General features: G+C 54.4%; 11 protein-coding genes. 4 read left to right on the top strand and 7 right to left on the bottom strand.

Features of this window, described 5'->3' with window-relative positions:
* Positions 1-20: 20 nt before the first annotated feature.
* On the bottom strand, positions 21-1,067 hold the full coding sequence (locus tag ATHL_RS12030) for a LacI family DNA-binding transcriptional regulator (protein ID WP_062193986.1): 1,047 nt from the start codon (positions 1,065-1,067) through the stop codon (positions 21-23).
* A 99-nt stretch (positions 1,068-1,166) separates the two neighbouring features.
* Complete coding sequence (locus ATHL_RS12025) at positions 1,167-4,079, bottom strand: insulinase family protein (protein ID WP_201797970.1); 2,913 nt, start codon at positions 4,077-4,079, stop codon at positions 1,167-1,169.
* Between the two features lie 357 nt (positions 4,080-4,436).
* Here ATHL_RS12025 and ATHL_RS12020 point away from each other — a divergent pair, with 357 nt between their 5' ends.
* The 3 genes from ATHL_RS12020 (at position 4,437) to ATHL_RS12010 (ending at position 6,355) form a co-directional block, all read left to right on the top strand.
* Positions 4,437-4,679, top strand: coding sequence for a thioredoxin family protein (locus ATHL_RS12020; protein WP_062193980.1), 243 nt, complete (start codon positions 4,437-4,439; stop codon positions 4,677-4,679).
* A 92-nt stretch (positions 4,680-4,771) separates the two neighbouring features.
* Positions 4,772-6,103, top strand: coding sequence for a permease (locus ATHL_RS12015; protein ID WP_062194110.1), 1,332 nt, complete (start codon positions 4,772-4,774; stop codon positions 6,101-6,103).
* Positions 6,104-6,151: 48 nt separating this feature from the next.
* On the top strand, positions 6,152-6,355 hold the full coding sequence (locus tag ATHL_RS12010; RefSeq protein WP_062193977.1) for a 4Fe-4S dicluster domain-containing protein: 204 nt from the start codon (positions 6,152-6,154) through the stop codon (positions 6,353-6,355).
* Positions 6,356-6,485: 130 nt separating this feature from the next.
* On the opposite strand, the gene arsB is transcribed toward ATHL_RS12010, so the two are convergent.
* From arsB to ATHL_RS11995, 3 genes are all read right to left on the bottom strand, one after another.
* Entirely contained in the window at positions 6,486-7,577 is a 1,092-nt protein-coding gene (arsB, locus tag ATHL_RS12005; RefSeq protein WP_062193974.1) for an ACR3 family arsenite efflux transporter, read from the bottom strand.
* Positions 7,578-7,632: 55 nt separating this feature from the next.
* On the bottom strand, positions 7,633-8,064 hold the full coding sequence (locus ATHL_RS12000; protein ID WP_162787692.1) for an ArsR/SmtB family transcription factor: 432 nt from the start codon (positions 8,062-8,064) through the stop codon (positions 7,633-7,635).
* 184 nt (positions 8,065-8,248) lie between these two features.
* Positions 8,249-9,643, bottom strand: coding sequence for a sodium-dependent transporter (locus ATHL_RS11995; protein ID WP_062193969.1), 1,395 nt, complete (start codon positions 9,641-9,643; stop codon positions 8,249-8,251).
* Positions 9,644-9,918: 275 nt separating this feature from the next.
* Between ATHL_RS11995 and ATHL_RS11990 the strand changes: the two genes are divergently transcribed.
* Positions 9,919-11,100, top strand: coding sequence for an aminotransferase class V-fold PLP-dependent enzyme (locus tag ATHL_RS11990; protein WP_062193966.1), 1,182 nt, complete (start codon positions 9,919-9,921; stop codon positions 11,098-11,100).
* Positions 11,101-11,127: 27 nt separating this feature from the next.
* Here the strand turns inward: ATHL_RS11990 and ATHL_RS11985 are convergent, their stop codons facing one another.
* Together ATHL_RS11985 and ATHL_RS11980 are read right to left on the bottom strand one after the other, a co-directional pair.
* Positions 11,128-11,700 carry an NUDIX hydrolase gene (locus ATHL_RS11985; protein ID WP_062193964.1) on the bottom strand — a complete coding sequence of 191 codons (573 nt, stop codon included), beginning with the start codon at positions 11,698-11,700 and terminating at the stop codon, positions 11,128-11,130.
* Positions 11,697-12,248, bottom strand: a complete 552-nt coding sequence (locus ATHL_RS11980; RefSeq protein WP_084001401.1) for a YbhB/YbcL family Raf kinase inhibitor-like protein — start codon at positions 12,246-12,248, stop codon at positions 11,697-11,699. The genes ATHL_RS11985 and ATHL_RS11980 overlap by 4 nt, the downstream gene beginning before the upstream one ends.
* Positions 12,249-12,276: the final 28 nt, after the last annotated feature.

Genomic DNA, 12,276 nt, shown 5'->3' with positions numbered 1-12,276 from the left:
TTTCTATGAGATGGATCGGACTACTCGCTGGCTTCGGGTGAGGTGGATGCGCGAACGATCAATTCGGGAGCCAGGAGGACACATTCAGGTGGAGAGGTATACGCATGGTTTAAAACCTCCAGAAGCATGGCGATCAATTGTTGCCCAATTTGCCAGATGGGTTGCCGGACAGAAGTTAAGGGGGGATGGACATAGCGTGCCGCAGGGGTATCGTCAAACCCGGCGATGGCAATATCACTTCCCACGTGGAGTCCTGATTGCTGTGCGGCTCTCAGAGCGCCAAAGGCCATGAGGTCGTTCAGCGCGGCAATGGCTGTGGGGCGTCTTTCTGGAGGGAGGTTTAGAAGCCGCCGGGTGGCTTCTTCGCCAAAGGCAACCTGCCCTTCTCCCCGTTGGATCCAGAGCGAGTCGGGTTCAAGACCGGCTGAATGCATGGCCTGAAGGTATCCCTCAAGGCGGTTGTTGCCAACCCGTGAGGTTTCTGGCCAGGCCAGGACGGCAATACGACGGTGACCTGATTCCAAAAGGTGATTGACAACCATGCGCAACCCTTCGCAACCATCGACATCAATGCAGGGGAACTGGAGTTCCGGGTTGGAGCGCCCAAAAGCCACGAAAGGAATTTCTCGCTCAAGGAGAAACAGAATACGCGGGTCGTCATATTCGACGCTGGAGAGGATGAACCCATCTACTCGACGAGTCTCATAGAGAGTCAGATAAGTTTCCAGTTCACGCCGCACATCAAAATGGTGAGCGAAGCAGAGAAGGTGATAATCACTTGCTTCGGCTGCCGAGAGCATGGATTGGAGCAAGAGATCGAGAATCTGGTTGGGGGAATCAGGGGTGGCAGGTGTCCAGGAGTAGCCGAGGGTGCGGCTGGTGCGTGACCGCAAGCTGCGGGCAGGATAGAGAGGGCGGTATCCCAGGCGGTCCACGGCTTCACGGATCCGAGCTTCTGTCTCGGGCAAAAGGCGTACCTGCCCGTTCAATAATTTAGAAACGGTCTGATAACTGACACCTGCCTGGCGGGCAACTTCTTTAAGGGTGACGCGGCGGGAGGAGGGCATGAGGTGCCTCATGAATCCGTCAATGCGAACGTTCGTGCGAACGTTCGCATTGATTGTATTGAATTAATCACCATCTGTCAAGAGAGGCTGGCACCTTTATTACAGGATTTGTGCGATACGCATCCCCTTCAGATGTTCAACCGAAGCTTTTTGTAACACCTCCTGCGCGGCCAGAATAGCAATGTGTCCGTTCGGATTGAGTATCTCCAGGGCTTCTGCCAGTTGCCGGAAGTGCTGAGGACGTGTTTCGAGCAACTGATTGCGAAATTCCTGTCTCCACGAATCGGTCACACCGAGCAGGTGCCGCACGATGGCGGTGAAGCCCTTTGCATCAGGAAGCTGATAGGCATCCAGTTCGCCAATCGCTCCGATGATGGCCTTGGTGAGTTCGGCCTCGGAGAGCGAAAGCTCCTTCAGGAAGTGAGCCGTCTGGTCATAATTCACCAGCGTTTCTAGCAGGTTGGGGTCGCGGTAAGAGAGGAATGAGAAGTATCCGGAATGATGGTCGAAGGTAGCAAACCCACCATAAGCACCGCCGCGCACACGGAGCCGCTCCCAGAGCCAGGTGGCATTGAGGTAGTTGAGGATGGCCAGAATCGAGCCATCCAACTGGTAGCCGGTGGTGTACAGATTACCGGCTTTACCCACGAAGTTGACCTGTGAGGGAACGGCCAGGCCTTCAACGGCAGGAAAGTTACTCTGTTGCCACGCCTCACGCCGGGTTTTGCCGGGGGGGAGAGCAGCCAGAAAGTCTATCAGAGCCGGGCGCACCTGCTGCCAGCCACCGGCATCGAGGGTTACATTGGCCACCACGCCGCCCTGCTTTACAAGAAGCTGGCGAATGCGTTCAAGCCTGGCCTGCACCTCTGCCCAGTCACGATCGATTTGCTGGCTGAGATCGCGCAGGAACTGAAGGTAACTCACTCCACCCATTTGTTCATTCACCCATCCGGCTTCGTCAAAGTGTGCGCGCAGGCGGGTATTCACCAGTCGGTGCCCGGCGCGTATTAACCCGGCTTCGAGAGAAGCTTTTTCTTCCAGCACCATTTGTCTGAAGCGCTCACGGTCATCGAGGTGAGCACCTGTGAGGATATCTTTGAGAATGGAGAAAAGCTCACCCGCCTGAGGAAGCATCGCCTTGCCGCGTACCATCAGCCAGGCCTCAGCCTGAGGGCGCCCTTGTGCCGCAGATACAAAGGGGTAGGCGTGAATTCCACCCGTGGCGCGTCCGATGCGTTGAAGCAGCTGAACGAAGCTCTGGTCATGAGCACCGGTCTCGGTAAGAGCACGACCAAAGAGAGGAACCAGGGGGAGCAGATCCTGTGAGAGGGTATGAAGATCAAAGGCAAGATCAAGATAAACGATGCCGTTGGTGAAGAGGTCATGGTAAAAGACGGGGGCAGGTGTGCCTTCCATCCATTCACCGGGAACAGTTTTCACTGGCCGCTCCAGGTCTTCCAGCCGGAGAGATGGAATGGACGCCAGGGCTTCAGGCGGATCGGGGGTTTCCTGACGGCGTTGCAGCTCAAGGGTATTTTCTACCAGCCTGGCGAGTTCAGCCTGAGAGAGGCCCTCGCGTATGCGGGCAAGTCGTTCCCGTTCTGCAGCCTCCAGCCCGGACGCCAGGGAGGGATCGGGCTGTAAAATGACGGTAACCCGATGTAGGTTTTTCACCAGATGCTCATCGATGAGGTTTTCAAAGAGAAGTGCACCCTGTGCCAGTTCTTCTTTGATCTTCTTCAAGGGTGGGTCAATACGCAGAGCACTGAAAGGATCGCCATCGTAAAGCCAGGCATCCAGAGCACCGAGCATGATCGCCAGTCCGCGCGGGAAACGTCCGGTGTTCAATTCGCGCAGGCGAAATTCCACCGTGTTCAATGAGGCGGCAACAGTATCGGGATCAATTCCATCGCGGGTCAGGGTAGTGAGGGTCTCAAGAATGAGGTGCTCCACTTTCTCGAGGTTTTCCCGGGGAACACCTTTCATTCCTACCGAGAAAAGCGGCTGAAGCAGGCTCAGGTCGAGGCCGCGGCCGGTGAGGTCTTCTCCCAGGCCAGATTCGATCAAGGCTTTACGCAGGGGCGAAGCGGGAGTGCCGATGAGGATGTGTTCCAGGGTCATCAAGGCAATGGAAAGCCGCGGGTCAGGTCTTGGAGGGAGCATCCAGGATACTGTGAGAAGGTGACGTTCTTCGTCAACCGAGGCCGCATAAGGGACCACTGTTCGGCGGGGTTGCTCAATGCGCGGCTGGAGCGGAATCTGGGTGTTGACCTCAGCACGGGAGTAATCTTTCAGGTAAGCCGCCAGAATTTCCAGCCTTTTTTCGGGGTCGTCGTTGCCGTAGAAATAAAAGCGAGCGTTGGATGGATGATACATCTGACGGTGGAAGGCAACCCATTGTTCGTAGGTGAGGTCGGGGATGTGGCGGGGGTCGCCGCCCGAATCTAACCCGTAGGGTGATTGCGGGTAAAGGTGCATCTGGCTTTCACGGTTGAGCAGGTCTTCTGGCGAAGAATAGGCGCCTTTCATCTCGTTGAATACCACCCCTTTGTAGGTCATTTCCCCGTCCGGGGTGTTCAGTTCGATGTGCCATCCTTCCTGTTGCAGGGTAAACGGATCAAGAAGGGGATGGAAGACAGCATCGAGGTATACATCAACCAGGTTGTAAAAATCCTGCAGATTCTGGCTGGCGACCGGGTAGCAGGTTTTATCGGGATAGGTCATGGCGTTGAGAAACGTATTGAGAGAACCCTTTGCCAGTTCGATGAAGGGCTCTTTGACGGGGTATTTTCTCGATCCGCACAGCACCGAATGTTCCATGATGTGCGGTAGGCCGGTGGAATCAGGGGGCGGGGTGCGGAAGGTGACTCCGAATACTTTGTTCTCATCATCGTTGATCAGAGAGAACACCTCAGCCCCGGTCGGAATGTGCCGGTAGAGCCGGGCGAGGCTGTTGACTTCGGGCAGGCGTTCTTCTTTGATCAATTCAAAACCATGTGTTCTTTCCATCATGAACTCCTGTAAGGATTCTAATCGCTCAAATGGTATGCAATGCTCGCGTATGGATTGTACCAGTTCTCAATACGGGTATCGGTGGTCTGTACCCGTCCTTCCCTCCGATTTAAAAACGAGATGCCCTGTTCATCTGGAAGATTGTACACAGAAAGTCATTTTCAACCGTTTCCAGAACGTGAGAGACCAGAAGAGGGGGATGATTACTTTATGCATTGAAAACCAGTGACATCTGGCCTTGGGAGGGATTGGGAGGAGGATATAATATATTCGTGTCGGCGAATATGTTTGTGCGCTTCGGGATGGCAGGAAGAAGCCATTATCCGAGACGAAAATTCATTGAAGGAGAAATGACGCATGTTAAAAATTAAAATTCTTGGGAGTGGATGTGCCAATTGTAAACGTCTGGAAGCCATCACCCGTCAGGTGGTAGAGAAGCTTGGTGTGGAGGCGGAGTTTGAGAAGGTGACCGATTACCAGGAGATCATGAAATACCCTATCCTGGCGACCCCCGGTCTGGTGATCAACGAAAAAGTAGTTTCTTCCGGACGGATTCCCGCGCTGGTTGAGATTGAAGGCTGGCTTAAGCAGGCCAGTTAATCCTGCTGTTCCAGAAGGGCGGAGGTTCACCGCCTTTCTTTTTTATGCTGGTTGATTTTGGATATCAAAACTATTATGAGAGAGCTTCGTCAATGGTCAATTTTTTAAGTTATCTGGGAAGCCTGCTCTGGTCCGGTTGGACAGGCCTGTTAGATTATCTTGCGGCCCATGTTCTCCTGTGTCTGGTACCGGCTTTTATCCTCGCCGGGTTTATGAGTTCCATGATCCCTAAAGAGGCTGTTACCCGGTTCCTTGGGCCAAAGGCTTCAAAATGGATCAGTTATCCGGCTTCGGCTTTTGGGGGGTTTATCCTGGCGGTGTGTTCCTGCACCATCTTGCCCCTGTTTGCGGGGATCTGGAAACGCGGTGCAGGGCTTGGGCCGGCAATCACGTTTCTTTTTGTTGGCCCGGCGATCAACATCCTGGCGATCACCTATACCGGAGCGGCGATTGGTTTTGACGTGGCTGTTTCACGGCTGGTGCTTTCTATTGGTTTTGGGATTGTCATTGGAATGATTATGGCCCGGGTGTTCCGTAAAGAAGAAGCGGCTCGAACGGTAGAAATGGTGGAAAGCGGGGTTTTTGACCAGGAAGCGCACGTCAGACCGGCGGTTTGGGTGCTGTTTGTGTTGCTGGTGGGGGTGTTGATTGTGGGCACGTTACAGGTTAGCCTGCTTACCCATGTCTATGCCAGTGTACGGTTGCCGATTGACCTTTCGGAGGGCGTGAAATCTGCTCTTTCTTCGATGAATCTGAGTGTGCAGGGCGCTCTGCTCATTGTGATGCTGGTGGCGATCGCAGTAACGGCGTGGAAAGGTTTTGAAACCATCTTTGAACGGTTTTCATCCTGGGCTTATGCGGCGATCATTCTGGTTGGGCTCACCATTTTAATCGCCGCTCCGAGTGAACAGCCCGGCTCATTAATGATCGGGATCAATGGGCGGTTGATCGGTGAAATGGTGCTGCTGGGGGCGATCGGCGTGGTAGGGAGGCGCTTTTTCAGCCGGGACGAGTTGGCGGGATGGATCTGGGAGACGTGGAAATTTATCAAACAGATTTTCCCGCTGTTGATTGTGGGTGTATTTACCGCGGGGGTGGTAAAAGGCATTCTTCCCGAATCCTGGGTACGCACCATTGCCGGGCAGAATACCCTCTGGGCAAACCTGGTTGGGGTGCTCTTTGGAGTTTTCATGTACTTCCCCACACTGGTAGAGGTGCCCGTAGCCCGTATGTTCCTCGATTTGGGGATGGCGCGAGGACCATTACTGGCGTATTTGCTTGCTGATCCTGAGCTTTCGCTTCAGTCCATTCTGGTATTGAACGGGGTGATGGGAAGGAAGAAAACAGCCGTCTATGTTTCTCTGGTGGCAGTTTTGAGTACCCTGGCCGGATATATCTTTGGTTTGGTGGTTGCCGGCCTGTAAATCTGCCTGCCCGAAGGACTGGAGAAGGATTGGTTTTGGAGGTGTCAGATGCCTGTGAAGGTGAATCAACGTAAATGCCCGGCGCAGGAGCAGATCTGCAGGGCAATTCCGGCCTGCCCGAACGGTGCTATTCGTTATGAGGTGGATGAAGACGCGCCGTTGGGAGGGAAGATTGTGATCGATGAGCAACGATGTGATGAGTGTGGCGCCTGTGTGCAGGCCTGCTGTGGGCAGGCGATTGAATATTCCTGACGCAGTTGGGATCATGAGTGGAAAAAGATCCCGGCGAAAGCAGAGGGATGATCGAATAAACTCAGGATAGAGAATTCAGGAGAGGGGCGGTCAGCCGCCCCTCTCCTGGATTTGAAGGTGTGAATGGTGCTTAATCCGGAGTAATCCTGGCCGGTGCGGTGGCAGGTGCTCGCTCCACCCCAAAGTATTTCCGCTGGAGCCAGAAGGCAACATTGACCAGCCCGATCATCACCGGTACTTCGACCAGCGGGCCGATGACAGCGGTAAAGGCCTCACCAGAATTGATGCCAAACACGGCCACCGCTACAGCAATGGCCAGCTCAAAGTTGTTGCTGGCGGCGGTAAAGGCCAGGGTGGTGGTCTGTTTGTAGTTGGCTCCAACCACCTTGCCCATCACAAAGCTGATCAGGAACATGATGACAAAGTAGAGGAGCAGTGGGATGGCAATCCGCACTACATCCATGGGAATGGTAACGATCAGGTTTCCTTTCAGGCTGAACATTACCACAATGGTGAAAAGGAGAGCCGCCAGTGTGATGGGGCTGATGCGCGGAATAAACCTTTGATAATACCAGTCCTTCCCCATGGTGCGAATGAGCACCCTGTTGGTCAGAAAGCCTGCAATGAAAGGAATACCCAGGTAAATGAACACACTGCGCGCAATTTCACCAATGGTGACATCGACGATGCTCCCCTGCAACCCGAAGAGCGGCGGGAGCACAGTGATAAAGACGTAAGCGTACACACTGTAGAACAGCACCTGAAAAATGCTGTTGAAGGCCACCAGTCCGGCGGCGTATTCGGTATCGCCTTTGGCCAGCTCGTTCCACACAATGACCATGGCAATACAACGTGCCAGGCCGATCATGATCAGCCCCACCATATAACTGGGATACGCCCGCAAGAAGAGAATGGCCAGGATAAACATGAGAATAGGGCCTGCAATCCAGTTCTGAAGCAGAGAAAGCCCCAGGACCTTCCAGTTTCGAAAAACATCCCCCAGCTCGTCGTAGTGTACTTTGGCCAGCGGGGGGTACATCATCAGGATCAGGCCGATAGCAATGGGGATGTTGGTGGTTCCTACGGCAAAGCGATTGATGAAGTTTTCTACCCCTGGCAAGAAGTATCCCAATCCTACCCCGACCGTCATGGCGAGAAAAATCCATAGAGTCAGGAAGCGATCCAGAAAGGATAAACGTTTGGTTACACTGATGTCTTCCATAGCTGGTTTATTACTCCTCATAGCGGAAAATCGGGTCAAAGAATGAAGAGAGGCCTCAACTTGAATGGGTATGGTTTGGTTCAGAAGGTTTTCTGGCACAGGAGAGAAGCGGATTCTCAGAAGGGTTGCATTGCGGGCATGGACAGCCCGGGAAGGGCTTCTGGGAGAGCGATAATAATTCTTCGGCCGGTATGCCAAGGATTTCTCCGAGGCGGATGATGGGTTCGATTATTTCGGGGTGGGTCAGGTGATAAAAAATGTTGCGCCCACTCCGTTCAGCTTCGACAAGCTGAACATCCCGCAGAACCATGAGGTGCTGAGATATTACAGCCTGCCGTATCCCCAGGCGACTTTCCAGATGGCAGACACAGGCTTCCCCTTTCCCGATGGCGAGGAGGATTTTCAGGCGGGTGGGCTGGCCAATGGCATCGAAAAAGACAGACAGTGTAGAAATTGCAACCGGTTCTAACGATATATTCGCGTCCATGAATGTAATCATAAAGGAAAACGGAAATAAAGCAAGCGAGAAAAGTCATCTTCTGGGGTATGGATTGTCAGACGTCACAAAGAGCAGCCCTCAGGGAACCCCAGGTAAGTGAGGTCTGGCGAAATTAAAAAGCCCCCGAAGGACAAGCTATCCTTTGGGGGCTTTCAGGGCGAAAGGCAAGGATTCAGGCTGGAAGGAGACCCAGTCCACGCAGAAGGATGATCAATACCAGCAGTGGTGTGATATACCGAAGGACAAAGATGAAGGCGTTAACCACCCAGCGGTTGGAAAGCCGGGAGTGGTTGCTGAGTGCTTCGCGGATTTTCCCCGTGCCCCAGACCCAACCGGCAAAAATGGCCACGAAGAAACCCCCAATGGGCATGAGGAGGTTTGAGGTAATAAAGTCATACAGATCAAAGAGGTTTTTTCCGAAGAAAGTCCAGTGAGCCAGGGTTGAGTTGGAGAGAGCAGCTGTAGCCCCGACGAGTGCCAGCAGAAGGGTGGTAAGCAAAGTGGCATTGCGGCGTGAAAGCCCAACCTGTTCATGAAGAAATGCTACCGGTACCTCGACCAGTGAGAGCATGGCGCCAGTGGCTGCGATGGCGGCCAGGATGAAAAAGAGCACCATGAAGATGTTTCCCAGCGGCATGGCTGAGAATACTGCCGGGATGGTAATGAACAGCAGGGAAGGCCCGGCCTCTGGTTTGAAGCCAAAGGCAAACACCGCCGGGAAGATCGCCAGTCCGGCCAGGATAGAAACCACCAGGTCAGAGAGCATTACCCGCGCTGTGTTGGAAGGAATGTTTTCTTCCTCTCCATAATAACTCCCATAAGTGATCATGGTGCCCATGCCGATGGAAAGCTTAAAGAAAGCCAGCCCCATGGCCGTGAGCACACTGGCTGCAGTAAGGCGAGAAAAATCGGGAGTGAACAGGAAGGCCAGACCCTGTGATGCGCCAGGAAGGGTGAGACTGCGAATATCGACCAGGATCAGGAGGGCAAAAAGCAGGGGAATGAGCCGTTTGGTGGTGGCTTCGATCCCTCTGGAAACACCGCGGATGAGGATGACGGCAACCAGGGCAAGGGTGATCCATTGCCAGAGAAGCGCCTGCCATGGGTTGGTCACCAGCGACTGGAAAGCCTGCGAGGTCACAGACGGATCGGTAGAAAGAATGCTACCGGAGGCGGCTTTGAAGATATATGCCAGCACCCATCCGGCCACTTCAGAATAAAACGCCATAATCAAAAAGGCTGCAAGTGCTCCACCGGCACCAATCAGCCACCAGGGCTGACGAGGGCTCGGAGAGAGTTTTCGCAGGGTATTGATAGCGTCGGCGCGGGCAGACCGTCCCAGCATAATTTCTGCGATCATGACGGGCAATCCAACCAGGAGTGTGCTGATGATATAAACCAGGATAAAGGCAGCACCGCCGTTGGCACCGGTGAGGTAGGGGAACTTCCAGATATTCCCGAGGCCAATGGCCGATCCGAGGGTGGCAAACAGCGTACCCAGTGCGGTGGTAAAACCGATGCGCCGGGCAGGTGAAGAAAGGTTTTTATCGTTTTTCAGGGTATCCATCAAGCTATCCTTATTCATAGAAAAATTGATCCCTGGTGAAGCCAGAAAAAACCCCGGTACATTTGCCGGGGATTTCTTGCGCTCCCTGTGCCAATACAACAGGACATGGGGCATTGACCGGTAAGGCCCCATCAGGCGCGGTAGTTATATCGAATAGACGTGGCTCAGTCAACGGATAAATTTCACCTGAGCGGGCGTTATAAGTCACCAAAGGTGAAAATACCCGCTTCCGGCTGGTATCATTGAATGGATCTTTGCCGATGACTTGAGGTTCTATGATGACATCTTCCTGTGACCCGGAACAGCTTCGTACCCTTTTTTTGCTGGATCCTCACATCCATTTTCTCAACCATGGTTCTTTCGGTGCCTGCCCGCGCCCGGTTTTTGAGGATTATCAATCCTGGCAGCGAGAATTGGAACGGCAACCGGTGCTTTTCCTGGGGCGGAATTATCCCGCTCTGGATCGCCAGGTTCGAGAGGTGCTGGCAGAAGCCCTGCATACCCGGGCCGATAACCTGGCTCTGGTTCCAAACGCCACGCACGGGGTGAATATTCTGGCGCATTCTCTCCACCTCGCTCCAGGAGATGAGGTGCTGGCCACAGACCATGAGTACGGTGCCTGTGAGGCAACGTGGGAGTTCTACTGTCAGAGGATGGGGGCGAAGTACGTGCGACAACCCCTTCGTCTTCCAGTCGCCTCGAAAGATGAACTTCTGGATCAGTTCTGGGAGGGGGTAACCCCGCGCACGCGGGTAATTTTCCTCAGTCACATCACCTCTCCCACTGCGCTTACCCTGCCGGTGAAAGAAATTTGTGCCCGTGCCCGGCAGCAAGGGGTTTTAACCATCGTGGATGGAGCTCATGCACCCGGGCAGATAGACCTCGACCTGGAGGCCATTGGAGCAGATTTTTACACCGGGAACTGTCACAAATGGATGCTCAGCCCGAAAGGTGCGGGATTCCTTTACGCTCGCCCGGAAATGCAGAGGTTGATCGAGCCGCTGGTGGTGAGCTGGGGCTATCGGAACAGGACAGGTTCACCGCTGGTCGATTACCTGCAATGGACAGGCACTCATGATCCGGCGGCTGCTCTTGCGGTTCCGGCAGCGATTCGTTTTATGGAAGAATATCGCTGGGGCGAAGTGCGAAAAACCTGCCACGATCGGTTAAGATGGACGGTGGAACACCTTTGCGCTCTGGTCGGCAAGAGCCCGCTCTACCCCCTGGATTCTGATCTTTATTACCAGATGGCCATTGCCCCCCTGCCTGAAACAACTGACCTCCAGGTGTTGAAGGATCGCCTTTACGATGAGTTTCAGGTAGAAGTGCCATTCATTGAGTGGAATGGGAATAAGTTTGTACGGGTTTCGGTGCAGGGTTATAACACCCGGGAAGATGTGGAAGCTCTCTGCCGGGGGCTGGAGGAGCTTCTTCCTCAGGTGCAACAGGGGCGCTGAGGAGGCGGGGCTGGCGCGTTGAATGGGTCACCCGGGGCTGGTGGTGAAACTCTGCTCATCCTGCGGGTTGCTCAGCAAGGCAAAAGCCACCGTTGCCGCCCATGCCAGCACTTTGAATTGCCCCCGGCGCAGGGCGGTTTCTAATTCAGCGCGGCTTAGTAAAAGGAGTTCCTGTTCTTCCAGATCATCCGGCACCGGTTGAGCCACCTGGAAGGCGTCGCTGGCCAGGAAGAGGTCTCCGCGTGCCACACCGCGGTTTGGATCGACGAGAAAATGGCCCAGGTGGTGCCATTGCCGGGCGGTGTAACCGGTTTCTTCAAGCAACTCGCGCTGTGCCGCGGCGAGCGGGTCTTCTCCCGGTTCAAGGTACCCTCCGACGGGGGCCAGGGAATCCCCTTCCAGGCCATACTTGCCCTGGCGAAACACCAGGTACCGGCCATCAGGGGTTACCGCCAGCACATTGATGTAGTCTGGAGTGATCACCCAGGGCCAGTGCTCAATGACCTGGCCGTCAGGCGTCTGAACGGTGCGGTCTTCTACCGTAAGCCAGCGGTCTGAAGAAAAAACAGGTTGAATTTGAAGGGTTTTCCAGGGAATCATTGGCGTTGGTATACTCCCATGAGTTCTCCCTGAGCCAGGATGTGGCCTTCCATGGCCTTCAGGAGGGCTTTTTTATCCAGGATGCCGTCCTCTATGGTGGTATCGAGTGCGTAAAGACGGAAGAAATATCGGTGCTGCCCGGAAGGAGGGCAAGGGCCGCCGTAATCGGTGCGGTTGAAACTGGTTTTACCCTGAACAGCCCCTTGAGGGAGGGAGAACTCACTGGCCCGTGCGCGTGAAGCCCCCTCAGGAAGTTCTCGAACTTCGCCGGGCAGGTTGTATACCACCCAGTGTACCCAGGTGCCAGCTGGGGCATCGGGGTCATCCATGATTAATGCAAACGAGCGCGTGCCTTCGGGAGGATCGCCCCACTGCAGAGGAGGGGAGCTGTCTTCGCCATCACAGGTATAGCGGGGAGGGATGGGCTGCTCCGCCTGAAAAGCAGGCGATGAGAGCTCAATGGACGGCAGCGTTGTGGAGCTGGTCTCCATTGCACTACAGCCCGTGATGCCAAGCACGAGGATAAGCGAGAGGAACAGTTTCACCATAAGTGCCAGGGCAGAAAGGTCGCTCGTT

The sequence above is a fragment of the Anaerolinea thermolimosa genome, assembly GCF_001050195.2.
Classification (GTDB): Bacteria; Chloroflexota; Anaerolineae; order Anaerolineales; family Anaerolineaceae; genus Anaerolinea; species Anaerolinea thermolimosa.
This window is presented reverse-complemented; position numbering and strand designations above follow the sequence as displayed.